Raw genomic sequence first — 23,743 nt, forward strand, 5'->3', positions numbered from 1 at the left:
AAGCGCCCGCGTGCCCCGGCCCGGCCAACCCGACGCGCTGGAACCCGCCGAGCAGGGCAAGGTCGAACGCGCCTCGCTCCGCCGCAGCGAACGCGACGCGGCGATCATCGCGATGCTGCTCTACGCCGGCGCGCGGGTCCAGGAATGCGCACGGCTCGACCTGGACGACGTGGCGATCACCCCGCGCACCGGCAGCATCCGCCTGCACGGCAAGGGAGACGAGATCCACGAGGTCCCGCTGCCCGCCGCGGCGCGGGACCGGCTGTCGGCCTGGATCACGGTGCGCGGCAACCAACCCGGGCCGTTGTGGACCGGGCAACGCGGCCGAATGACCGTCTCGGGCATCACCCAGGCCGTCCTCGCGGTCGGCCAGGACGCCGGCATCACCGGCCTCCGGCCCCACCGGCTCCGCCACACCTACGGCACCCGGCTCCGCCAGGACGGCGCCGACGTCGCCCAGGTCCAGGCCCTGCTCAACCACGCCTCGACCGAAACCTCGGCCCGCTACTTCCGCGCCGGCCCCAAAAAAACAGGCCGCAGCAGCGGAGTCGGCATTCGGGCAGTAGCCATCCCAGCGCCAGCCCACTGACCAGCCCGCTCAGCTCGAATGGCGGCTCATGACACCGTCCTTAACGACAGCTCCGCCGTGAGTTCAGCGTGACTGAAGGTTCTTCACCGGGAACCCACGGTGTGAACGACCTCCGGAGCGGGAAAAGGCGTCCGGTTCGGTTGAAGCGTAGTGCGGATGCGGTGTTCACCGCTCGTCGGCTTGTTCTTCGAGGTCCTCGGCGAGGATTTGACGGGCGATATCGGCGTATCGGCTCGCCGTGCTGTGGGACAGGTCGAAGACAAGGCTCAGGTGCAGGGGGTCGGCACCGACCGCAAGTGCTTCCTGCAGAATCCGGTCGCCGCGGATCTGTTCGAGGCGGACGCCGTGGTGCAGCAGACAGCGTTTGAGGTAGTCGCGGCTGACGGGTCCGGTTCCCAACGCGGTCTTCTCCGAGACCAGCAGGTGCCGGTTGGGGGTGTGAGGCCAGCGCAAACGTCTGTGTTCGAGCCAGGCATTCAGCGTTCGGTGGGCGAGCTCCCCAAGGCGTTGGGTATGCCCGTCGATGGTGATACGACGGTTCGGCATGTCGAGGTCGTCGAGAGTGAGCCGTCGGATGGCGGTTGCCCGCGCGGCGTGGACCGCGGCCAGCGCGATGGCCAGGTGCTGTCGTGGCGCGACAGCGAGATTCTCGACGTCGCGGACTTCGGCGTCGGTCATCGGGAGCAAGCCGCGCTCGACGTCGAGGGCCTTCAGCCGAGTCGTCGGGTCAGCGAAGATCACGCCGCGTTTCTTGGCGAAGCGGAACAGCGACCGCAGGGCGGCGATGGCGTTGCGCCGCCGCCACCCGAGCAACGGATCGAGAGCGGCAGCGACATCAGCAGAGGTGATTTCGCGCAATTGCCCGCGAGTGTCCGCCCAAGTCGCCAGAAACGGTTGGACAGCACCGAAATATGCGTAGAGGCAGGAATGCGACCGCGGCCGGGTGCGGTCATCGCCGTCAAGAAGAACCAGCAGCCAGGCACGCACATCGCTGGCGAAGCCGGACGCCAGTGTGCTTGCTCGCCGGTCGATCCAGGATCGGATCGGCGGGACGGTGTCGTCCTCGAGCAGGCCTAGCCCGGACAGCACTTCCGCAACCCGGGCGCTCGATGTCTGTCGTGATGTCCGCGACCGGACCTCGGTGAGCCTCACCCGCTCGCCCGGCGACCGCCCGTCCAGCACTACCTCCAAGCCGTCGATCGTGCATCGGATCGTGGAGGACGACCAGCCGTGTGCCGCGCCGAGCTGCTCGGCGAGATCCGCTGCGGCCTGGATCTGGAGATTGTCCGACTCCAGCGCGGGATGTCGCCAGCGTGGGAGCGGCGCGCTTCCGGCGAAGCGGCGTGCGACGTAGGCCAGCTGCCGGCAGTTTTTGTGGCAGTAGCGCCGATCTCGTCGACTTCCGGCGGGAATCGGCTGGCCGCAGTGCGCGCAGTTCACCGCGGCGGCAGCGACCTGCCGGTGCGCGGGCGCGGTGTGACGCTACGGGTCTGCCCGCTCGCAGCGGCCTGGTCGTCCGTTGCGGGCTGCGGTGCTGGCACTGTCTCCGGTTCGGGCAGCAGCAGCTCGTCGACTCCGCATCCGAGGATCGCGCAGAGGACGTCGAGTTCGTCGAGCTTGACGGTGTTGGGCTGCCCGGACCACAGGCCCGACATCTTTCCGGCGCTGATCACGACGCCGCGCTCGGCGAGCATCCGTTGCAGCTCGCTGGCTTTCCAGATGCCGCGGTTGGCTGCCGCGAGCCGCAGGTTCCACTTCATCAGGCCAGTCCCTTCCATCGGTCGGTCGCGCGTTTGTTGTCCAGCCACCCAGGCATCCTCGACGTGGGTTCCGTGAACATGGATGTACCGGGCCGCCGTGCCAGTCCAGGCGTGACCGAGCAACTCCTGAATGGCGAACAAGCTCATGCCCCCGAGATAGAGCTGACTGGCGCAAAAGCGCCGCAGGACATGGGGTGTGAGCTTCCCCGCCCAGGCCGGCAGATGCGTGGCGGCGGCCGCGGCGAGCGCTCGCCGGAACACATCGGCGGTCGCTCGCGAGCACGAGCCGTCATGGTTCTTGCGTTCGGAGGGGAACAACGGGACGCCCGGCCGCGTGTGATCGTCGCCGAACTGGCCCCATACGTCCTCGATGAACCAGAGCAGATTGCGATCCGCGCCGTTGATCAACGGCGCGAGGCGCGGTCTCGGGCCTTTGCGGCGCGAGCCTTTGCCGTGCCGGACGTTGAGCTTGCCGTACCGTCCCAGCTCCCACCGGACATCGTCCAGGTCGAGCATCCGGGCCTCGGTGATCCGCACGCCCACGTCGGCCGCGCGGCGGGCGACCGCGTAGTTGCGAGCCATCGGAGAGAACTTGCGGCAGGTGACCAATTCCTGGCGCCATCCGGTGAAAGCTGGTCGATCTCGGCCTCGGTGGGCGGGATCCGCAACTGCGGCTCGACCGACTGGCGAGGCCGGTTCATCTCGTCGAGCGGGCATTCGACCACCCGGCCGGTGAGGTTGTGCAGTTCGACCTTGTGGCGCAGTTCGAGGTACTCGAAGTACACCGCCAGCGAACCCGCGCGGCCGGCACGCGTCGACGGCCTCGCGTCGCGCAGTTCTTTGCCGAAGTAGACATCGGCGTCCGGAGGCTGCATCTCCCACAGCGGACGACCGAACCAGTCCCTGATCAGCTCCAGGTGGTTGGTGTCGTTGCGGATCGTGCTGTCGACCAAGCCGGCCGACGCACGGGCCAGCACGAACCCGGCCAGCACGTCCGTCTCGAAGTCGGCGAGGTCCTCCGGGGTCTCCGGCGCGCGCAGATCACGCAGATCACGCACCACGGCCAGCGCCAACTCGCACCCCTCGGGTTCATCCTCAGTGAAGATTGCTCATCCAGGAGGCGATCATGTCACTCCGGATGACGAACCTTCAATTGGGGTCGAAGACCGACGAGCGCGCCCACAGGTCCTGGTCCAGGCACGAGCAAGGCGGCCGACAGTGCTGACCGAACTCACGAACTCATCGACTGTTGCGTTGCCGACTTCGCCTGGCCGCGCCACGCCCTGGAAGAAACCCGGCGGCTGGCCGTCCTGTCCGAAGTGGACCCCGCCGAGCTGAAACGGCTGGACGCCGTCCGCAACGACGACGATCCCCAGCACTGACAACGATCGACGACCACGCGAACGGACCGCGTCAGCTCTTGACGTCGCGGTTCCATCGCTCCAGCAGCGCAGCCCCATAGTCGTTGAGCTGCGCCCCGAGGGAGACCGTAGTCGTCGTCGCGACGGCGAACTCACGTTCGCGCATCATCTCCATGACCATGAACGGCGTCGTTCAGGGCCTGGAATGCTTCGCCGCGTTCGACGCGGTCGCCCGCAGGAACGCATGGCGCATCTCGGTCCAGGCGAACTCGCGGCGGGGCCGACCAGGGGCGGCAGCGGCGAGCGCAGTCGCGATCGGCACCGCGCCGAACACGAAGGGCCAGCTGCCCACGGCGCTTCGCCTTGTCGGAGACGGGTCCGTGGACACCCGGCCCGCACAACCTAACCGGTCCCCGTCGTCGCACCGGCGCAGCACGCCACCGCAGCACCCCGCACCCGCCCCAACTTCACCCATTCAGGGATGGGGCCAAAAACCGCCGAACAGACACCACCGACGCACCTTCACCGGCCCCGCCACAAATGCGGTGGGGCCACAAACCAGCGAACGAGTGGGGCCAGAAAACACCGGCAAAGACACCCGATGGTTCGGGCGGTGGCGCACCGGCAGGAGGGCGCACGCGGGTTCCTGCTCGATGTGGCGGGGAAGCCCGATGATCATGCGTTCGGCCCATTGGCGCGCACCGCGAGCGTGGGAACCTTGGGCGTCACGGCCAGCCAGGTTACTGGGGCGACGCCCACAGCGGGGTGGGGGCGAGGGTTCGGGAGCCGTGCAGGCCGGCGAACATCCGGGAGGATTCCAGTGACCAGAACACGGTCTGGTCGTCGTCCTGCTGGGTGGTTCAGGGTCTGTTCGTCGCGGACCGCGGCGGCGTCGGTGCGCAGCCGGACTCGCCACTGGCTGCTCTCGACGTCCCGACCGGGGATTTCGGCGTAGGTGAGCTCGGTGGCCCATGGGAGCAGGACTCGATTTCGGCGATCGCCACGCGGGTCGGTCTCCGCGGGCGAGCCTGCATCTCCGGCTGGCCGGGCAACCAGCGTTGGCGCGGTCCGGCCAGGGCAGCGCGTTGGGGCAAGGTTGGCTGACATGCAGCCCGATCGGGCGCGGAGCGGGCGAGACTGGCTTAACATCCCAGACGAGACCGCCGGGACGAAACGGGGAAGGCCGATGACCGCGGAGACCGAGACACCCGAGGACGCAGCCGACGAGCAGCTGGAGAACTGGTTCCTGCTGATGGACCCTGCCTGGCGGCCGCAGGCGGAGAACGAGCCGCCGCCGATCGAGGCGGTGGTGGGGTTGTGGCCGGTCGAAGAAGGCGGCAAGCTCGGCAAGTTCCGGTCGAACCCGCAGTACGAGCCTTCCGACGAAAACTCGCCTTCGGACCCGCTCGACGCGGTGCTGCGCTTGGTGATGAAGGGCGACGCGACGGCGGAGCACATTCAGCTGATCCTTCGGGAGACACTTTTCGACATCGCGATGAACGGCGACGGCCGGCCGCTGATCACCCAGTCGCCCGACGACAAGCTCTGCACCGTCATCGTGACCAGCGAGGTGCACCGGCTCCGGATCAACGCGCCGGACTGGGAGCGGGTCGACTTGGACGAGCTGGTGGAGTTGCTCGAAGACGACATCGACGTGTTCATCAACCCGGGTGGTGCCTCGGCGGTCCGCCTCGACGGCGACTTCATCCGGGAAACGCTGATGATGGATGAAGAAGAGCTGGCCGGGCTGTACTCCGAGCAGGAGCTGGACTCGGAGGGACTGCGCGTCGTGCCGGTCGACCTGACCCGGCCGCCCGGCGAGGGCGCGAGCGAACCGGACTCACCCGAGCAGGACGACAGCGGAACCGAGGCTGGCGCTTCGCCCGCGGAGGCTGATGACCCGGGCCGACAGAGCGATTCCAAGGCGGCCGAACCTCCGCTTTGAGCCCGTCGAAGCCAGTCGGGGACGCCGATTCGGATGCTCGCCCGGCGGTGATGCAAGCGGTGTAGTCGTGACGGAACGCGTCCCGAAGGGAAGCCGATGACTCTCCTGACCAGGTTCCCCCGCAAGGGACGGCAGCGGTCTGGCCGAGATGCCCGGGAAATGCTGGCATCTGCCAGCGGTGCCGCGACCGTCGTGCACCACGCGGATGACGCGGGAGTCGAGGCGACCTCGATGGCGGCAGCGCTGCCGCCGGACCGGGACTGTCTCCTCGTCGTCGTCGACGTGCCGCCGGATTCGCCTGTCGAGGTCTGGGAGTCCGTCGCCGAGGCGGTGCCGAAGGGCAAGCAGCCGGTGCGCTTGGTTCCTGGCCGGTTCCCGCGCTGGTTGAGCCCGGAGACGGCGCAGTGGCTCGCCGAGCGGCTCGGCCGGCCGGTGATCGCGCCGTGCGGCACGACGTTCCAGACCGCCAGCGGCACCTTGTTCGTCCATCCCGGGCAACACCGCGGCTGGGGCCGTTTCCGGCGCGGCCGCCCACCGGTGCACGAAGGGATCCGGTTTCCTCGCCCGGTCTGGGATTCCCCGGTCGTCTCCACGATGTGCCCGCTTGCCGGGGTGGCGAGCGCCGAGCCGCTGCCCGCTGGGCTGTGGGTCCGCTCGGACGGCGGCGAGCCTGCCCTCGAGCGAGGGCGCTACCGGCTGGCCCGGTGGGTCCCGTGCCAGCCGGATGTGCTCACGATCGTGCTCGGCGGCGAGCGGCTTCCCCCGCTGCCGTTGGAGGCTGTCGCCGAGCTGTGGTCGACTCTGGACGACTCGGCGCGAGCGCGGGCCAGATTCGCGCAAGCCGGGCCAGTGGAGCTGCTGCCGGCGGTCAGCCTCGGACAGGCGCTCGCCGACCTGCTCGGAACGGAGGTGGTGTGCTACACCGGCCTGCCCTCCGGATCTCCGGACGATCCGCAGGTGATCGTCCTGCGCTCGGACGGCTCGCACAGCTGGCGCACGTGTGCCGAGCAGGTCGCCTTCCGGCCCCGCGTCGCCGGTGCCGCACCGGCTCGGTTGTGCGGCTACCGATCGCCGATAGCGGGTCTGCCGGAGCTTTCGCCCGGAGTATTCCGCTACGCAGTCGGAGCCGTGGTCGAGGTCGTGCGTGCCGGGTTGTGGATCCGGCCTGAGGGCGGGTCGCCGTACACGGCACTCGTACGTTCCGTGCCGGCGGACCCGGCCCGGCACCTCGTCGTCTTCGAGGGCGGAGACGCGGCCCAGCGCACCCGGATGCGTGCTTTGGCGATGACGCTGACCAGAGGTCTCAGCGACTCGACCCGGCGGGTGACCGCCGTAGTACCGGTCGTCGCGTTGCGACCCGGTGCGCCACCCCCCGTTCCGTCGACGCCTGCCCCGGCGAGGCGTCCGCTGGGCGACGCGGAGCCCGTGACGGCACTGCCCTGGCTAAGCCAGTTGATGGAAACGATGAAGCTCGAGGCACCCGTCGCCCCGGAATCCGCAGGGGAAGAGGCCCCGTCCTCCGGACGAGCGGAGCCGCCCGCGCCGGAGCCGCCCACGCCGGAGCCGCCAGCGGCTGATGACCTCGATTCGGCGCGCGAATGGCTGCAATTCAACTGGGCGGCGGATTTCGGTGCGCACAAACCGTCAGTCGAAGCCGTGCTGGCAAGGAATCCCAGGGTGTTCCGGAGCGGGTCGGCCGCGGAGCGCGCGGAGCTGGCGGCCGATGCGGTCGCCCTGCGCATGTACTTGGCCGGGCAAGGGCTCGATGTCGATCTGGGGCTGCGTACCGGCCAGTCCGGTGCCTGCGACGCGTTCAGCCGATGCGTGGCGGCGGGCCTTGCCGCCATGCCCGCCTATCGCGGAGGGGCCGTGTCTGCCCTGTCACCGACTGCCGCGGAGTGGGCCGTGCTGAGCGCGAGTGCGCTCGTCACCGAGCTCGGTTTCTTGAATCTGCTCGCGGCGCCGTGCTCCGCTGCCGTTGGTGACACCGACCTGCTCGTGTGGTCGGTTTCGGGTCGCAAGACAGCGCTGCTGGAGCCGGCTGACGGTGTGGCGGACCGCGTGGTGTTCGCGCCGGGGACCGCGTTCAAAGTACTGGAATCGGCCGCCCCCAGCGGCGATGCGCGGGGCCGGATCGTCCTGCGGGAGCTGCCGGCCGCCGAGCTCACCGCGGACGGGCAACCGGCGCCGAATCGGTCCTCGCTCGATGCAATGGCGAAGAAGTCGCTTCGCCGCAGCGAAGAGCGCTGGGCGGCGGCGGAACCGGCGCAGCGGGTCCCGGCCGCCGCCGTCGCCAGATTCCGCGTGCTGCCGGGCGTCGGCCATGGCTGAGCCCGTCGATCCGTTCGCAGACGGCGGGCTCATGGTTCTCGTCGATCTGGAATGGCGAGCCACTGCTGACGCCCCTGATCCGCCGCTCGACGCACTGCTCGGGGCGTGGGTCGTGACCCCGGACGGCGAACGTGGGGTGTTCCAGCCGAATCCGCTGTACCGGCCGATGCGGCCGGATTCGCCGCTCGACCCGATCGACGCCATTCTGCGCATGCTCGCGAGGGGCGAGGACGTCGCCGAGATGCTGCCCGGGTTGCTGAGCGAGGTCCTGGTCGGCATCGCGGTCGATGAAGAGGGCATCGCGCTGGTCCGCGCCGCGCCGGACGGAGTTCCTTCAGTTCTGGTCACGACGTCACCTGGGCATCGCGCTCGGGTGGAGGACGTGCCCGCGTGGGCGAATGTCACTGTCCAGCGATTGGCGGAAGCGCTTCCCCAGAGCGGCGTGGATGTCATGCTCAACCCCGGCGGCCCGGCGGCTATCCGCCTTTTCGCCGACGCGGTCCGGGAAGCGGCGTCCCTCGCTCCGGCTGCTCGTCCGGGCGCATAGAGGAGGTATGAAGAGCCGGCCCCGACACTGGTGAGTGTCTGGCGATGAGACGAGCGTGACGGGGGCTGGCATGAACCCGACGACAGTGAGCATCCTGGCCGCGGACGAGATTAATTATGCCGGTGCGGCCCGGTTCCTGAGCTCGGACGACCAGTTGCGGCTGGTCGCCCAAGCTGAGGCAGGAGCGGCTGAGGTGGTCGTGTTGATCACCGGCGAGCTCATGGTCGCTGACCTGAACCGGCTGTCTGCGTTGCGCGCGAAGCAGGCTGGCCGTCGGCGGCCCCAGCGCTGCGTGGTGGTGACCGACCGTTTCGATCCGGCGATGACCATGCGGGCAGTCGAGCACGGGGTGAAGGCGGTACTGCCCAGGGTGAAGATCGACCGGGAGTTGCTCGTGTCGGCTGTCCGAGCGGCCGGGCAGGGCTCCGCTTACCTACCTGCCCAGCTGCAGCGCGCGTTGCTCGAGCAGTTAAACGCGCTGCGTCGCGGTGTGCTTGAGCCCAACGGCTTCTCGCTTGCGGGCCTGTCCGACCGGGAAGTGGATGTTCTCGGCATGGTGGCCGCGGGGCTGCGCACCGACGAGATCGCGGCCAGGATGTGGTGCTCCGAAGGCACCGTGAAGAACGTGTTGTACGGCGTCATCGACCGATTCGGCTTGCAGAACCGCGCGCACGCCGTGGCGTACGCGATCCGCGCCGGAGCCCTCTGATCGGCTCCGTTCAGGCTCACGCGCTTCGGCAAGCCTTCAAGCCGTAATCAGTCGCTTGACCGGATCGGGCCGGGGCCGTTTCCGTCGCTCGCCAGCGCCGCACGCCGGGCCTGCGGCGAGAACCTGGATCAGTTCGCAGCGCTGCTGGGATCGCCGATGCTTGCTGGCCGGGTGCCGAGCCGGCTCAGCAACGCCTCGTGTCTCGCACGCCACTCCCCGGTGACCCGGTCGTCCAGCAGTACTTTCGTGATCTCGGCGAGCGCGGAATCGCGTTCACCGCGCCCTTTGTGGATCTGCGCCAGGATCCAGCGGAACTCTGCCGCGCGCTCCGGATCGTCAGTCCGGGCGAGGGCGGACCGGGCCTCCAATTCGGGCTCTTCGCCCAGCCACAGGAGAATCCAGGCGAGCGTCGAGCTGAACAGATCGGCGGTCTCCGGAGCGAGCGACCCGAAGCCGAGTGCCTGCCGCAGCAGCTGAAGTGCGAGCTGCGGGCGCTCCGCCGCGACGGCGCTGATCTTCGTCGTAAGCCATTCGGCCGCCCAGTCGTCCATCGCGGCCGGAACGATGACAAGGTGTTCCGCTACGCGGTGCGCGGGCGCGTCGATCTTGGCCAACAGTTCGGCGAGTTGGCGATGCAGCATTCCGCGCAGCGCCCGGGGCGTCCGCTCGTAGAGTGCCTGGCGCACTACGGGATGCCGGAACGCGTGGCGATCCCCGGCACGGTCGAGGATTCCCGCCGACGTCGCCTCCTGAAGGTGGACCGCCACCTCGTTCCGTGCCCGGCCGATCGCAGCGGCCGCCTCGTCCGAGGTGAATCCATCGGTCAGCATCGCCGCGTATTTGACCGTCGCAAGTGTCTCCTCGGACAGGAAGGTCAAGTGCTGGCTGACAAGCGAGACCAGGTGCAGCGGCAACGCGTCTGCGAAGGGTGGTGCGTCGCCGACACAGGCGACGATCTGGCGGACGTACCAAGGATTGCCGGCTCCGTCGGCCGCCTCCTGGTAGGGCCGATCCCCGCCCGGCCCGGTGAGCCGGTCGACCAATTGGCGTACTTCGGTCGGCCGCAGCGGGCCGAGGGGCAGGGTGGCGCATCGGCTGGCCGTGCCTGCCTCGGGCGGGTGCTCGGCCGTGCGCGAGGCGCTGATCAGCAGCAGCGGCAGGTCGGCGAGCGCGCTGAGGCATTGCCACGCCGCAACGCTCGCCTCGTCGGCCCACTGCAGGTCGTCGGCCACGAGGACGAGCGGCTGCTCGGCGCAAAGCCGTCGCACGACAGCGAGCATCTCCGGCATCGCGGTCTCGAAAGCCATTCCGGTCCGGGACCCGGCTTCCGCGGACAGGCCGAGAAGCTCGGCGAACAGCCGGAACGGGACCTCGGTGTCCAGTTCGTGCGCCTTGGCCCAGCGAACCTCGGCGCCGGACATCTCCGCGGCTGCTTCCGCCAGCAGCGCGGATTTGCCGATTCCCGGCTCGCCTTCCACTCGCACCGCGCCGCCGCGTCCCGCGACGACGTCCTTGACAGCCGCATCGAGGACAGCCAGTTCCTCGGTGCGCCCGACGAATCCGTCGGTCCTCTCCGGTTTCCGCTTCGACGGCAGCACGGGGGCTTCGGCAGCGGCCCGCTGCTGCGCCGACGGATCGCACCCCGTGAGCGGATCGAGAAGCCAGCGGTACAGCTTCCGGAGGCCAGGGCTTGGCTCGATGCCCGATTCGTCCAGCAGCGCAGCCTGGAACTCCTCGAATACCTCAAGTGCCTCCGCGGTGCGACCGCAACTATGCAGCGCCTGCATGAGTTGTGCGCGCAGCGGCTCCCGGTTCGGATGCGCGGCGCAGAGCGCTCTCAGCTCGTCGACGAGTCCGGTGTGCCGGCCGAGGCTGAGCAGCAGTTCGCCCCTCAGCTCGATAGCGCTCAACCGCATTCCGGCGAGCCGGAGCCGTTGTGCCTCGGCGAACGGGCCGGGGACGCCCGACAGCGCGTCGGCACGCCACAGCCTGAGCGCGGTCTCGACCGTTTCAAGTGCCTGCTCCGCGCTGCCGTTCGCGGCGAGATCCTGCGCGGCTTCGCACAGAGTGCCGAACTGGAAGAGATCGATGTTCTTCCGTGGCACCGAAAGCGTGTAACCCGAGCCGATCGAGGCGAGCGTCCGGCAATCGCCGCGCCGCGGCCGGCCCGGCTCGAGCACCCGCCGCAGATCGGAGACATACGTGTAGAGACTGCCGCTGGCGCTCGGCGGCGGGGCTTCGCCCCAGAGCGCGTCGACCAGTTCATGCCGGGCGACCGTGTGCTCGGCGGAGCAAGCGAGAACGGCGAACACTCCTCGGCGGAACGACGAACCCAGGTCGAGTTCCACCGAGCCTCGGGCGACGCGCACGTCGCCAAGGAGCTGAATTGTCAGCCCCGATGTCAGATCGTCGCCCACAACCTCAACGCCTCTCGTGCCTTTGCCGCGCACCTTCCCGCATCGTAAGCGAAGCAAATCCGGTCCAGGTCACGTCGCCCGGCCAACTGGCAATCAGGTACCAACGGGCAGTTTTCGGCACCCGGAACGACCATTCCGGCGCGATCGAGGGCCTGCGCCGGCTTGCGGAGGAATCATCCGTGACAGGGCGGCTCGGGGAACGCGGCGGAATCGGCTCGTCTCGATGCCGTCGCGGTGGCGTTCCCGTTGTGCTCCCGCCTGTGCACCGGCCTGTCGGTGCGTCGATCAGGATCGCGTGGATTGGGAATGAAGTCCCGACGCGGACACTATCGACATGAACGATAACAAGGAGCTGCGCCGCATCGGTGCCAACGCCTCGGACGATGCGATCGTCACCCGCGAACTGGTTTTCGACTTGATGGCAGGATACACGCACCCGGTTCCGATTCGCGCGAAGCTGCGTTACGGAACGCTGGATCCTTACGCGGTCTCCATGGAGTTCGACACCGTCGATGCTCCGCACTCCGTCCAGTGGATCTTCGCGCGCTGTCTTCTGGCGAGCGGGCTCCACTCGCCGACGGGCACCGGTGACGTCAGAGTCCGGCCTTCCGAGGAGAATCCGGAGGCAGTCCTCATCGAACTGGATTCGCCCACCGGGTACGCTGTCCTGTGCGCGCCTGTGTCCGAGCTCAGGGAATTCCTCGACCGCACTTACGATATCGTGCCCTGGGGCAGCGAATCGCGGTGGGTCGACTTCGACCTTGAGTTCGCCCGGCTGTCGGCGGACTGAGTTCGCGGCGGTCGGCGGGGTAGGGAAAGCGCCCGCCCGCGCCGGGGTCACTGTCTTCAGGATTTCGCCAGATGTCGAAAAGCTTGTAGCGCGTCTGCTCGCAGTGCTTGCCGCGCGGCTGGTCCCCGCCGAACGCGCGGCGGAGCGCTCGTGGCGGCTTTTGAACCGAACGGCGAGCCGGCCGGGCTCCGAGATAATGCGAGATGGGCAATTCGGCCCATCTCGATGCTGCGAACGACTGATTTGAAGGAGGGAACGGCCCACTGGGGTGCCCCCATGTGTCACTATTCATCAGATTTATCGAGCAGAGCTCAGGAGCCTACTGGCGAGGTGGGGATCGTGGGGACTGAATCCGGCGAGGACGGCTGTCACGTCGACGGCTTGAGTCGCTCGCGGCGAGACCGGCCGGAGGGTGTGGTGGTGCCGCAGCTGTCGCTGGCCGACCGGTTCGATCGCTGGGTGGACGAGTGCGTTGTGATCAGCGCGAGGCAGAAAACCGACGAAGCACGCGAACGCTACGTGGATCTCATGGTCGGCTTGGTCGACGCGGCCGCAGCGATGCGGGCGACTGCCCGGCGGGATTCCATCGACGCGGTTACCAGGCTGCGCTCGGCCGTTGAGCTGCTGCAAAGCGTCGACGTGGCCGAACTGGAGCTGTCGGCGGACGCGGGCGAGCGGACCCGGCGGAACTTCGGGGCATGACCGGCCCCGGGGTCGGCACGGACCCCGTGCGGGCCACTGCTCAGATCAGGCCAGCTCGCACAGCGTAGGCCACTGCGTGCTGCCGGTTGCGCAGGTTTTTCCGGCTCAGTAGAACATGAAGGACATTCTTCACCGTGCGCACCGAGTAACAAAGCTGCTCGGCGATCTGCTGGGTGTCCAACCCGTCTGCCAGCATCCGCAGGATGGCGATTTCCCGGGCGGTCAGCTGGCCCGAGCCCGGGGCGGGGCGGCCCATGCGCCGGATCTGGTCCATCAGTTCGGCGAGCAATCGCGGGTCCAGCGCGGGCCGCTCGGCGGCCTCCAGCACGGTGTCGACGAGGTCGGCGCCGCTGCTGCCGCTGAGCGGCAGGACCGAAACCACGCCGCATTCGACCGCGGCGATCACGTTCGCCTCGGAGAAATGCTCGGCGATCAGCACGACCCGGGCCTTGTCTCTGCCGGTGACTGATCGCAGGGCCGCCGCACTGTCCGTGTCGAGCGAGTCAGAGGCGAACACGAGCACGTCGGCTTCGAGCGGCAACGCGCAGGGAACGACTGTCAGCAGTGGATGCGTCTCGAGAAAGCTTGCGAGGCCGACTCCGGTCACGATGTCGCTCGCACGTACGGCGACGCGCACATTACCCACGGTCGCTCACCTCCACTGGGTATCCACATGGCTGCGGCCAGTGTGAGATGGTGGCCTTCACGAAGTCTCAAAAATGATGGCACGGCGGCGCGAACGCTTCTCCTGCGATAGTGCACTGCGGGGCCGGGACGCGGAGGGCTCAGCGGTGGCGAAGACAATCCTGAGCGGCGGCAGTGGTGCGAAACCGGCGGGCTGGGCGGACGAGCGGCGAGGTCCGGGCACGCGTGCCCGGTTCACCCAGCCAGCGCTGCGGTCCGGTCGACCAGGCCCGTCATCGGCCTGCGGAGCCAGGCCGGCCGATCACCTGGGAGCGGCGGCGGACCGGGAATGGCGGTGCTGGTCTCTCGTCCCTGGTGCGCCAGCGTGCCTGATCCGCCAGAATGTGATCGTATCGGTTTCCCAGGCCAGATCGGACAATCGGGTCGCGGAGCGGGTGCCGGCCGGGCGGTCGGGGGGCGTGCGAAGGTGCTCATCCCGCGAAACACTGCGGTCGGAGCGCGAGAACTGTGTCTCGCCAGATGCCGGCCGTAGCGGCCGGCTTGGTCCGTGTGCGGGATGGAGGCGTGATGAACTGGGTGAGCGTGGCAGTCTTGGCAAGGGATCCGATCGCCGCGGACGGGGCGCGCGCGGCGCTGCACGGCCGTCCGGGCATCCGGTTGGTGCTCGGGGACGCCGAAGTGCAGGCCCGGGTGCTGATCGTCATTGCTGGCACTGTCGACGGCGCACTGTTGTCCATGATCGAGGAGTTCGTCGAACGCGCCGAGTCTTCGAGCGTCCGCGTCGTGCTCGTGGTCAATCGGCTGCCTGAATACTATCTGCTCAGGGCGTTCGAATGCGGGCTGGTCAGCGTGCTTGCGCACGGCGAGGTCGACTACGAGACCATCGTCCGGACCGCGATCAACGCGAACCGGGCGCGCTCGACGATGCCGGAGCCGTTGCTGTTCGCGTTGCTGGAGCGCATCCGGCAGTCGCAGGAACGGCTGCACAGCACCTACGGGCTGACGTCCGCGGGGCTCAACAAGCGCGAAATCGAAGTTCTGCGACTGCTGTCGGACGGGCTGGACACCGTTGAGATCGCCGTGAAGCTCAATTATTCGGAACGGACGATCAAAACCGTTCTCCAGGTGATGATGACCCGGCTCGGTCTGAACAGCCGGGCCCATGCCGTCGCTTATGCCATTCGGTGCGGAATGGTCTGACGCGGGCAGCCGGTTGCCCGGTTTGCGACCGGTGAGCCGCCGCGGGGCCGTCGGGGAAATCCGGGATCCCCGACGGCATGCCTGCTTCGCGGCGAAGGGCTGATGAGGGGGCACAACAGGCAACCGGCGCCGAAATTCGGCCTCAACCCTGGTAACGCGGCTTGTGCCGGTCCGGGCGCCGCGGGCTACTGTCCTGATCTCGCGGTCGTTCTCGGCTGCGCAGTCGGCACAGGCAGGAGGCCCACGGTGGCGGAAGCAGCGGAAGTCCTTGCCGAACCCCGGCATGAGCTGAAAGTGCCTGAGATGCGTGCCGAGCCGCCCGACCTCCCGGCAGCCCACCGGCCCCGGGCCGGTGGGCTCGAAGTGCGCGCCGAAACGCAGTCGCAGCGGTTGCACCGCAATTACGCCGAGCTCCTTCAGGAAGTCCGGGTCGCGCAGACCGGAGTGCAACTGCTTCTCGCGTCGATGCTGACGATGGTGTTCACCCCGCTTTTTTCGTCTTTTTCCCACTTTCAGCGCGGCGTGTACGTCACGGCCTTGATTCTAGGGGTGGCCGCGAATGCGTTGCTGGTCGCTCCTGCGGTGTACCACCGGGTGATCTTCGGGTGCAATCTCCGGGAGGATCTGGTTCGGACGTCGAACGTCCTCGTCCTGGCCGGGTTCTCGTTCCTCATGCTGTCGTTGAGTTCGGCCTTCCTGCTGGTGCTGTCCATCGCGATCGGGCCCGTGATGGCGAGTGCGGCCGCGACAGGCGCGCTGGCGATGCTTGTCTCGCTCTGGTACGTGCTGCCGATTCGTGCACGGCTCCGCAAACGCCGCTGAGAAGCCGCCCGGCGACCCGGGACGGCCGTGGCCGTTCGGACACAACGCATCGCGGAAAGTACCTCGGCTGATCCCAAGGACGCCGTCATGGCGGAGCGCCGCCGCATGATGCGGACGTGGACACCGAACTCGCGGCCGCTCGTGCATCCGGGAAGGCGCTGGTCACGATCTCCGGGCCGACCGGGATCGGGAGGACCGCCTTCCTCGGAGAGCTCGGCGCGCAACTGGCGGCCGCGGGGGTCCAGGTTTCCGCGATCCGGTTCACCCGCGCCGGCATCGCGGTGCCGGCGAGCGTCGGCGCGGAGGACGACCCGCCAGGTCCGGTCGCAGGAGGTCCGCGGTCGCCCGGCACCGCGGGATTGGATTCGGCGTGGGTCGCTGTCGGACATGCGGCCGGCGCGGCTGACGATCCTCGGATCGGCAGGCGTGCGGCGATGGCCGCGGCAGCGGCCATCCTGCGCGGCGGCGGCGAATCGGCTTTGCTGGTCGACGACATCCAGTGGGCGGACCGGGATTCCCTTGCGGTGTTGGAAAGCCTCACCCGGCTGTTGACGAACGCGTCGGCGATGTTCTGCTGTGCGATTCGCACTCCAGCGGCAGGCCCAGCGGCGGAGGAAGGCCGGATGCGGCTGAGCAGACTCCGTCAGGCAGGGCTGGTCCATTCCGTGCGGTTGCGGCCGTGGACGGCGGCGGAGATCTCCCGGCGGGTGGTCAAGCTGACCGAAGCCGCACCGGATCGTGAACTGCTCGACCGGCTTCTCCAGAGCGCCAGAGGGATCCCGTTGGCCGTGGACGAGTCTTTCGAGCGATTGCGCAGAGACGGCTCGATACAAACGATCTCCGGCCGGGCCTGCTTGGTGTCCGGACAAGAGTCGCGGCCGGCCTTCGCGAGCAGGTTCGAGGCCGCGGTGCGCGGACTCGGCCGACCTGCGTGGACGGTGGCCAAGGCCGTAGCTCTGGTCGCGCCGCTGGGCGAGGCGGTTCCGGAGCTGGTGTCGGAGGCGCTCGGGCTGACTCGATCGGACACCCTGGCGGCGCTGGATCTCCTGTCCCGCGAAGGAGTGCTGCACCGAGGGCAGGAGTGGAGATTTCCGTTGCCGCACTGGGAATCCGTGCTTGCCGGCCAGCTGGGGCCATTCGAGCGCAGGCAGCTTGCCGCGTATGCGGTCCGCGCGGTGTGGGCCGGTTCGGCGAGGTGTTCCGACCCGGACCTGTTCGCCGACCTGGTGGCCGACGCCGGGCGCCTGATCGACGTCCGCCGGGCGTTCGCGGTGCTGCTCGATCGCGCCGCCGACGCGGACCTGTCCCGCGCTGAGCGGGTTTTGCGGTGGCTCGCCGCGGCCTTGGACCTTGCCGAGAGCCGGGCGTCCCGGGCGGCGGTTCTGTACCAGCATACCGTCGCCTGCCATCGGGCGGATCGCCCCGAACAGAGCCTGCGCGGCGCCGAGTTGCTTCTGACCGATCTCGCTGACTCGCTGGCTCCGGACGAAATCCAGGAGATCCGGCTGATCCGGCTGTGCTCATGGCGAAGCTTGGGCAAGCTGGAATCCGTCGACGCGATCGCGAGGCAGTCCGGCCTTCCGCCAGCCGGAGCGGAAAGCCGCCGTGTCGCACAAGCCTTCGCCTGCAGTTTGCTCGATCGATGGGAACGGGTGCGCGACCTGCTCGCGGGGGACCGGTGGCACAATGGCGCGGACGACGCGGTTTCGATGATGACCGTCGGTCGGCTGAAGACGTTGGCCGCTGCGTGGACCGGCGACCTGGTTGCACTGGAATCCGGTGTGGCGGCTCGTTCCGAGCGGCCGTTGTGGCACGTCGAGCGGCACCGCGTCCACCAGGTAGGTTCGTACGTCACCGCGCTCTTGATCATCGGCGACCTCGGCGGTGCGGAAAGGCTGCTGGCCGACGAGCATCTTCCGGCCTCGAACCTGTCCCCGGCCACCGGCGCGATGCTGGCGGCCCTGCGCGGCCAAGCCGGGCAGGCGCTCGAATTGGCCACACGCGGTATCGCGCGGGGCGCCAGCCGGACTGACGGCGCGGCGTCGGCCGGAATGCACCTGCTGGTCGTCTCTTTGCTGGTGGCCCAAGGAAAACTGGCCGAGGCACGGGACCAGCTGGCCGTTGCGCGGGCAGCTTCGCCTCAGCTGGCGTATCTGCTGGACATCGCCGATGCGAGGATCGATCAGGCACTCGGCGAGAATGAGGGCGCAGTGGCCCGGCTCGAACAATCTCTTGCCGACGCGGGCGAGAACGGCCTGGTCGCCGGCACCGATGTCGCCTGGGCGGAGCTGGCCCAACTGGCCCTCGAATCGGATGACCGGTGGCTGGCCCGGCGCAGTTGTGCCGAACTGGAGAAAGTCGTCGAGCGCATGCCCGCCGGCCGCGCGTCGGTGCTTGCCGGGCTCGTGCGCGCCACGGTGCACCACGACCGGGCCGCGGCGGCGGAATGCCTGGCTGCCGCAAGGGAGCGCGGGCAGCCGTTCGAATTGGCTGTCGTCCTGGAACGGCTCGCGCGCAATGGAGCCGGCCACTCGCGTCTGCTGACCGAGGCGTATGCCCAGTACGGGGAGCTCGACGCGTTGCTTTGCCGGGCCTGGCTGCGAAACGTGATGCGCGACCACGGCGTCGCGGTGCCGGGCCGGCAGGAAACCCTCGTCGAGAACGAGCGGGTGCTGGCGATGCTGGCCGCCGAAGGGCTCAGCAACAAGCAGCTCGCGACTGTCTTGCGCACCAGCGAGAAGAGCGTCGAAGGACGGCTGAGCCGGCTGTTCCTGCGCACCGGCTACCGATCCCGGATCGAGCTTTCCGGCGCGATGCTGACCGGCCGGTTCTAGCGCCGCGGCATAGAGACCGCATGAAGAAGACCCGGAGAGACTGGTTCCTGCGGGTCCGCTGTGGACTCCGGCGCGGCTGGGACGAGACGAACCGGGGAGGATTGGTCGAGATGAGGCAGCAGCGGATGGCGCTGGTCGGCAGGGACGCAGAGCTGGCTGTTCTTCAGGGCGCTGATCGCCGCAGGGCGATGCTGGTGGTACGCGGTCCCGCGGGCAGCGGCAAGACCAGCGTCCTGGCGCGGTCGAGCCAGGAGCTGGCGGGCAACGGATTCGTGACCGTCGAGGTTCCCGGCTCGGCGGAGCATCCGGAGTGGGACTTGTTCGGGATATGCGCGGTGCTGCGCGCCGTGTGCGAGGGCTTCGAGGAGATCGGCGGCGGACCCCGCGCCACCGAGGCACTTGCCGCCGCGCGCCGGTTGTGCACTGAAGACAATTACGCCTCCTCGTCCGGGAAGTACCGGCTGATCCATGCGTTCAGCGCGTTGTTCAGGGTGCTCGGAGCGCGCAAACCGGTCGCGTTGCTGGTGGACGACACGCACTTGATCGCCCAGCCCGCGGTCGCGCTGGCCGCGCTGCGTCCGGCGGGCCAGCTGGTGATCGCCTCGTGCCGAGGCGAGGCCGGGGAGCTTTGCGCGGCGGCCGACCAGGTGGTCGATCTCGGCCCGCTCCAGCAGCCCGACGCCGACTTGCTGCTCAAGCAGGTCGCCGGCACCGCGATCGATGGCGCGCTGCGGGACGCCCTGCGCCGCGACCTCGGCCGCTGGTACCTCAACCCCGGCACGCTGACGGCGGCAGTCGCGGATTTGCACCTGCGGGACCGGCTGACGACCGTCCACGGCCACCTTTGCCTGCGCGACGTCGCCGAGCCGATCGCCCTTCCCCCGGGGCATCCGCTCTGCGCCGAAGTCGATTCCGGGGGTCCGGCCGCGCGCGACCTCGTTCTGCTCGCCTCCGCTGGTCCGCGTTTTGGCGTCGACGAAATCCCTGTGCTCGCCGCGGCGGCGGGCCGGTCTCCGATCGAATACGGGCGCACAGCGGACCGGCTCGTGCTCGCCGAGGTTCTGGACGCCGACCCCGCCGCGCGGCTGACGGTCGGCTGCCCCGCGCTGGGTGCCGCGGTGGCGGCGGCGGACCCGGACCGGCTGGCCAGGTTGCGCCGGACGGTCGACGAGCAAGTCGCCGACCCGGCCGTGAACGACGTGCGACCGGTTTCGAGCGCGGACATTCCGCTCGATCCCGCGTGGCAGAAGTACGCAGTGTGGCAGCGCGCGCGGCCGGGGCCGGAATCGGATCGGCTGGCCGGGGAGATCGTGCGGTCGCTGGTCCGTGCCGGTGCCTACGCGCGGCTGGCGGACTTCGCGGCGGAGGCAGCCTGCCGTGCCGGCAGCACCGCCGCGTGCCTGGACGGCATCGCTGCGGCAGCGATGCTCGCGTCGGTCCACCTCGGGCAGCCGGTTCCCGCAGCGGTCGAGGCCGCGCTCGACGGCTCGGACGCCGCGGAGTTCGGTCGGCGCTGGTTCGCCGGTGCAGTCGTCCGCGTGGCCGATGTCGAATCCGCTTTCGCGCCGCTGCGGCAATGGTGCCTGCCGAATGACCGGCTCCACCGCCAGCCGCTTGGTTCGGTGCTGGATGCCGCGCTCGCGATGCGCGACCTGGTGCCAGCTCTCGAGTCGGTGCTCGGCCCGGGCTACCAGGCTGCTCCCGACGGCCCGATCGCCGCTGTGCACCGGGTCTGCGCGGGGTACGCGGGCGAGGACTGGACTGATGCGCTCAGCGCAGCCCGCCGGCTCGAGACCGATCCGGACGCCGATCAGCTGAGCCGTCAGGCGACCCGACTGCTCGCCGCCGAGATGTGCAATTGGCGGGGCGAAGACCGGCTGGCGGCCTCCTGGCTGGTCGGCGTGCCGGAGGACGGCGCGGTCTTCGCGGCGCTGCGCGGCTGGGTGCTGGCTGGCATCCGGCAGCACTCGGGCGATGTGGCGGGCGCGTTCGAGATCGGCTGGAGCGCCTTCCTCCGCGGCCGGGATCGCGAGGAGACGCTCGGGGTGTCGCTCCTACTCCGCCGGTTGGCGGCGATCGCGGCGGAGTCGGGCCGGCCCGCCGACGCGCGCCGGGTCCTGGCGGAAGCGCAGGCCTGGCACGGCGGGTTCGGCACCGTCGAATCGACGAAGACGGTTCTGGTCGTCCGGGGGCTCGTGGAGGACGACGGGACGCACGCCCGCGCCGCGGAGCGGGTGATCCGCCGGCACGGCAACCGGTTCGAGCTTTCGCTGGCCTGCCAGCGGGTCGCGGAGACTTCGGACGAGCCGCACGTGTGGCTGAACGAGGCGTACGAGATCGCACGGGCGATCGGTGCCGCCCGGCTGACCGCCCGTGCCCGGCAGTCGCTGCGGTGCCACGGCGTCGTGGTTTCGATGGCGAGGCCTAGTCCTGCGCGTGAGCAGCTTTCCGAGACCGAACTGCGGATCATCGAGCTGATCCGGTCGGGGCGAACCAACCGGCAGATCGCACTCGAACTGCGCATGAGCGAGAAGACCGTGGAGAAGCACCTCACCCGCCTCTTCGCCAAGGCAGGGTGCCGGACCCGGCACGGGCTGGCGACGTCGGGTCTGGGCGGTTGGCTGGAACAGGTCGGGGCGTAAGCGCCGCAGTGGGCAAGGTCGGCACGGAGGAGAGCTGAGACGTGAGCAGGAACGTGATCGCGGTCGCCCAGTCACCGGGCCAGCGGTACCGGAACATCGGCGATGCAGTCGACCGCGCCGCTGAGGGAGCGGTGATCATGGTGGGGCCGGGGCGATATACGGAAAACCTGGTGCTGACCAAGGCCGTGACGATCACCGCCGAGAACGGCCCGGGCACCGTCTGGCTGGTCGCTGCCAGAGGCACGACGGTCACCCTCGATGCGGACTGCGCCGCGCTCTCCGGCGTGACGGTCGTGTCGATGGACGAGGAGAGCCCGGCCGTGCTGGTGACTCGCGGGCAGCTGAGCATCACCGAGTCCGTGGTGGACGCGTCCAGTTGGGCGTCGGTCTACGTCCACGACCGGGGAACCGTCCTGATGCGGGCAAGCCAGGTGCACAACACTGCCGGCGCCGGCGTTGTGGTGACCTCCCCCGACGGCGGGGTGCTCGACAATTGCCGGCTCGACGATCTCGGCACGTCCGCGGTCGTCGTCGCCGAGAACGGCACGTTGCTGGTTCGCTCGTCCCAGGTGCGCGGCGCGGCCGGGAACGGCATCTGTCTGAATGGCCGGGGCCGCCTGACCATCGAGGACACGACGGTGTCCGGAACCGGCAAGCCCGCGGTCGCGGTCGAGCAGCACGCGGTCATGAACGCGACTCGGCTCAAGGTGGCCGACGCCAAGGCGATCGGTTTCTATCTCGCCAGTTCGGAACCGGCGGTGCTGGAGGAATGCGCGGTCACCGGTTCGGGCGCGGAAGGGATGTATGTCGGCGAGGGCTGCGCCCCGGTGCTGCGAAACTGCGCCGTCAGTCGGAGCCGTGGCAGCGGGCTGCATTTCGCCGGACGAGCATCCGGGACCGTGACGGCGTGCGAAGTGTCCGAAATCGACGGCGTCGGGGTCGTCGTCACCGAGCGCAGTATTCCGGAGTTCAACCGGATCACTGTGTCCGGGTGCACCTCGGCAGGGGTCCGCGTGGACGACGGCTCGGACCCGTTCTTCCGCAGGCTGCAGGTGCTCGGCTGCGACGGCCCGGCGATCGAGATCTGCGGGAATGCCCGGGGCAGGCTGGAGAACGTGGAGGTGGAGGAAGGCCGGGACGTCGGAGTGTCGGTGAGCGGAGCCGCCCGCCCGTCGATCAGCGGGCTGAGCGCACGGGCGACCGCGCGGGCCGGGGTGAGCGTCGCAGAGGCAGCGCTGTCGCTGACCGACAGTGTGATCAGCAAATCAGGGGCGGAGGGCGTGCGAGCGGGCGCGGGCGCGGATGTTTCGCTGTCCCGGTGCCGCGTCCACGACAGCGCAGACGCAGGAATCCTGTTCGGCGAGGGGGCGTCCGGCACTGTCGCGGACTGCGAGTTCAACGGCGGATCCGCGGACGGCGTCCTGCTCGAGACCGAGGAGGCGGTCCGGCTGTCCGGCTGTACGGTCCGCGACAATCGCGGCAGCGGCGTGCGGCAGACCCGGCCAGGCAACGCGATCGAGGTGCTGGAACTCGCCAGCACCGGCAACTCGGTTCCGGACGCGTTCGGAACCGCGTCGGCCGCGGACGCCGCGTCGGCTGCGCTCCAGGCTCCGCAGCCGCGTCCCGGCCTCGGCTCCGATCCGCTGGTCGAACTGCACGGGCTGGTCGGGCTCGCCGGGGTCAAGAGCGAGGTGACCTCGCTGGTCAATTTGAACAAGATGGCTCAGCGCCGGATCGACGCCGGGCTTTCGGCGCCGCCGATGGCCCGGCACCTGGTTTTCGCGGGCGCGCCGGGCACCGGCAAGACCACGGTCGCCCGACTTTACGGACAGATCCTGGCTCAGTTGGGGGTTCTGCGCAAAGGGCATCTGGTCGAGGTAGCGCGCGCGGACTTGGTCGCCCAGATCATCGGCGGGACGGCGATCAAGACCACCGAGGCGTTCACCACCGCCCTGGGCGGCGTCCTCTTCATCGACGAGGCGTACACGCTCAGCAGCAGCGGCGGCGGGACCGGTCCGGACTTCGGCAAAGAGGCGATCGACACGCTGGTCAAGCTGATGGAGGACCACCGCGACGACGTGGTGGTGATCGCGGCCGGGTATTCCCGGGAGATGCAGCAGTTTCTCGAGTCCAACCCCGGCATGGAGTCGCGGTTCAGCCGCACCATCGAGTTCGCCAACTACACGTCCGACGAGCTGGTCACGATCGTCCGGGCGCAGTGCAGCAAGCACGATTACCGGCTGACCGAAAGCGCCAGCGAGGCCTTGCTGAAGTATTTCGACGAGATCCCGAAGGACGGCACTTTCGGCAACGGCCGCACCGCCCGCCGGGTCTTCGAGCGGATGACGGACCGACAGGCGTCGCGGCTGTCGGCCAGCCTGACCGCCAACGCCGCCGATCTCACCATGCTGACCGAAGAAGACATCGTTCTCACCGGGTGACACTGCCC

General features: G+C 69.2%; 17 protein-coding genes. 12 read left to right on the top strand and 5 right to left on the bottom strand.

Annotated elements, in window-relative coordinates; translation table 11 throughout:
• The first annotated feature begins 10 nt into the window (after positions 1 to 10).
• A complete protein-coding gene (locus tag ACFXI3_RS15975; RefSeq protein WP_378400111.1) occupies positions 11 to 589 on the top strand; it encodes a tyrosine-type recombinase/integrase in 579 nt (192 codons plus the stop codon).
• 165 nt (positions 590 to 754) lie between these two features.
• Here ACFXI3_RS15975 and ACFXI3_RS15980 read toward each other — a convergent pair whose 3' ends face one another.
• The 3 genes from ACFXI3_RS15980 to ACFXI3_RS15990 form a co-directional block, all read right to left on the bottom strand.
• A complete protein-coding gene (locus ACFXI3_RS15980; protein ID WP_378400112.1) occupies positions 755 to 2,029 on the bottom strand; it encodes a hypothetical protein in 1,275 nt (424 codons plus the stop codon).
• On the bottom strand, positions 2,026 to 2,931 hold the full coding sequence (locus ACFXI3_RS15985) for a tyrosine-type recombinase/integrase (RefSeq protein WP_378400113.1): 906 nt from the start codon (positions 2,929 to 2,931) through the stop codon (positions 2,026 to 2,028). Before ACFXI3_RS15985 ends, ACFXI3_RS15980 begins: the two co-directional genes overlap by 4 nt.
• Positions 2,932 to 3,903: 972 nt before the next feature.
• Entirely contained in the window at positions 3,904 to 4,062 is a 159-nt protein-coding gene (locus ACFXI3_RS15990; protein ID WP_378400114.1) for a hypothetical protein, read from the bottom strand.
• Between the two features lie 834 nt (positions 4,063 to 4,896).
• Here ACFXI3_RS15990 and ACFXI3_RS15995 point away from each other — a divergent pair.
• The 4 genes from ACFXI3_RS15995 to ACFXI3_RS16010 all read left to right on the top strand — a co-directional run bounded on the left by ACFXI3_RS15995 (position 4,897) and on the right by ACFXI3_RS16010 (position 9,242).
• The gene (locus ACFXI3_RS15995; RefSeq protein ID WP_378400115.1) at positions 4,897 to 5,655 is read left to right on the top strand and encodes a type VII secretion system-associated protein; all 759 of its coding nucleotides are present in this window, start codon (positions 4,897 to 4,899) and stop codon (positions 5,653 to 5,655) included.
• Positions 5,656 to 5,751: 96 nt separating this feature from the next.
• Positions 5,752 to 7,986 (top strand): hypothetical protein, encoded by a 2,235-nt coding sequence (locus tag ACFXI3_RS16000; RefSeq protein WP_378400116.1) that lies wholly within the window; start codon positions 5,752 to 5,754, stop codon positions 7,984 to 7,986.
• Positions 7,979 to 8,533 (top strand): type VII secretion system-associated protein, encoded by a 555-nt coding sequence (locus tag ACFXI3_RS16005; RefSeq protein ID WP_378400117.1) that lies wholly within the window; start codon positions 7,979 to 7,981, stop codon positions 8,531 to 8,533. Before ACFXI3_RS16000 ends, ACFXI3_RS16005 begins: the two co-directional genes overlap by 8 nt.
• 70 nt (positions 8,534 to 8,603) lie before the next feature.
• Positions 8,604 to 9,242 carry a LuxR C-terminal-related transcriptional regulator gene (locus ACFXI3_RS16010; protein ID WP_378400118.1) on the top strand — a complete coding sequence of 213 codons (639 nt, stop codon included), beginning with the start codon at positions 8,604 to 8,606 and terminating at the stop codon, positions 9,240 to 9,242.
• Between the two features lie 128 nt (positions 9,243 to 9,370).
• On the opposite strand, the gene ACFXI3_RS16015 is transcribed toward ACFXI3_RS16010, so the two are convergent.
• Positions 9,371 to 11,611: a BTAD domain-containing putative transcriptional regulator gene (locus tag ACFXI3_RS16015; RefSeq protein WP_378400119.1), complete on the bottom strand. Its 2,241-nt coding sequence runs from the start codon at positions 11,609 to 11,611 to the stop codon at positions 9,371 to 9,373.
• Positions 11,612 to 11,993: 382 nt separating this feature from the next.
• Here ACFXI3_RS16015 and ACFXI3_RS16020 point away from each other — a divergent pair, with 382 nt between their 5' ends.
• Positions 11,994 to 12,449 carry an SsgA family sporulation/cell division regulator gene (locus ACFXI3_RS16020; RefSeq protein ID WP_378400120.1) on the top strand — a complete coding sequence of 152 codons (456 nt, stop codon included), beginning with the start codon at positions 11,994 to 11,996 and terminating at the stop codon, positions 12,447 to 12,449.
• Positions 12,450 to 12,788: 339 nt separating this feature from the next.
• Entirely contained in the window at positions 12,789 to 13,151 is a 363-nt protein-coding gene (locus tag ACFXI3_RS16025) for a hypothetical protein (protein WP_378400121.1), read from the top strand.
• Between the two features lie 40 nt (positions 13,152 to 13,191).
• Here the strand turns inward: ACFXI3_RS16025 and ACFXI3_RS16030 are convergent, their stop codons facing one another.
• Positions 13,192 to 13,797 (bottom strand): LuxR C-terminal-related transcriptional regulator, encoded by a 606-nt coding sequence (locus ACFXI3_RS16030; protein ID WP_378400122.1) that lies wholly within the window; start codon positions 13,795 to 13,797, stop codon positions 13,192 to 13,194.
• A gap of 566 nt (positions 13,798 to 14,363) precedes the next feature.
• Between ACFXI3_RS16030 and ACFXI3_RS16035 the strand changes: the two genes are divergently transcribed.
• From ACFXI3_RS16035 to ACFXI3_RS16055, 5 genes are all read left to right on the top strand, one after another.
• On the top strand, positions 14,364 to 14,996 hold the full coding sequence (locus ACFXI3_RS16035) for a LuxR C-terminal-related transcriptional regulator (protein WP_378400123.1): 633 nt from the start codon (positions 14,364 to 14,366) through the stop codon (positions 14,994 to 14,996).
• A gap of 246 nt (positions 14,997 to 15,242) precedes the next feature.
• Positions 15,243 to 15,818 (top strand): DUF6328 family protein, encoded by a 576-nt coding sequence (locus ACFXI3_RS16040; protein ID WP_378400124.1) that lies wholly within the window; start codon positions 15,243 to 15,245, stop codon positions 15,816 to 15,818.
• A 116-nt stretch (positions 15,819 to 15,934) separates the two neighbouring features.
• Complete coding sequence (locus ACFXI3_RS16045) at positions 15,935 to 18,652, top strand: AAA family ATPase (RefSeq protein WP_378400125.1); 2,718 nt, start codon at positions 15,935 to 15,937, stop codon at positions 18,650 to 18,652.
• Between the two features lie 20 nt (positions 18,653 to 18,672).
• The gene (locus tag ACFXI3_RS16050) at positions 18,673 to 21,294 is read left to right on the top strand and encodes a LuxR C-terminal-related transcriptional regulator (protein WP_378400126.1); all 2,622 of its coding nucleotides are present in this window, start codon (positions 18,673 to 18,675) and stop codon (positions 21,292 to 21,294) included.
• Positions 21,295 to 21,335: 41 nt separating this feature from the next.
• A complete protein-coding gene (locus ACFXI3_RS16055; RefSeq protein ID WP_378400127.1) occupies positions 21,336 to 23,735 on the top strand; it encodes a right-handed parallel beta-helix repeat-containing protein in 2,400 nt (799 codons plus the stop codon).
• Positions 23,736 to 23,743: the final 8 nt, after the last annotated feature.

The sequence above is a fragment of the Amycolatopsis sp. NPDC059235 genome (assembly GCF_042754125.1).
GTDB classification, from domain to species: domain Bacteria; phylum Actinomycetota; class Actinomycetes; order Mycobacteriales; family Pseudonocardiaceae; genus Amycolatopsis; species Amycolatopsis albidoflava.

Excerpts from the sequence above, each read along its gene's own strand:
- ACFXI3_RS16020 (WP_378400120.1), top strand. The coding sequence starts at position 11,994 with ATGAACGATAACAAGGAGCTGCGCCGCATCGGTGCCAACGCCTCGGAC.
- ACFXI3_RS15995 (WP_378400115.1), top strand. The coding sequence starts at position 4,897 with ATGACCGCGGAGACCGAGACACCCGAGGACGCAGCCGACGAGCAGCTG.
- ACFXI3_RS16010 (WP_378400118.1), top strand. The coding sequence starts at position 8,604 with ATGAACCCGACGACAGTGAGCATCCTGGCCGCGGACGAGATTAATTAT.
- ACFXI3_RS16005 (WP_378400117.1), top strand. The coding sequence starts at position 7,979 with ATGGCTGAGCCCGTCGATCCGTTCGCAGACGGCGGGCTCATGGTTCTC.
- ACFXI3_RS15985 (WP_378400113.1), bottom strand. The coding sequence starts at position 2,931 with ATGGCTCGCAACTACGCGGTCGCCCGCCGCGCGGCCGACGTGGGCGTG.
- ACFXI3_RS16035 (WP_378400123.1), top strand. The coding sequence starts at position 14,364 with ATGAACTGGGTGAGCGTGGCAGTCTTGGCAAGGGATCCGATCGCCGCG.
- ACFXI3_RS16050 (WP_378400126.1), top strand. The coding sequence starts at position 18,673 with ATGAAGAAGACCCGGAGAGACTGGTTCCTGCGGGTCCGCTGTGGACTC.
- ACFXI3_RS16000 (WP_378400116.1), top strand. The coding sequence starts at position 5,752 with ATGACTCTCCTGACCAGGTTCCCCCGCAAGGGACGGCAGCGGTCTGGC.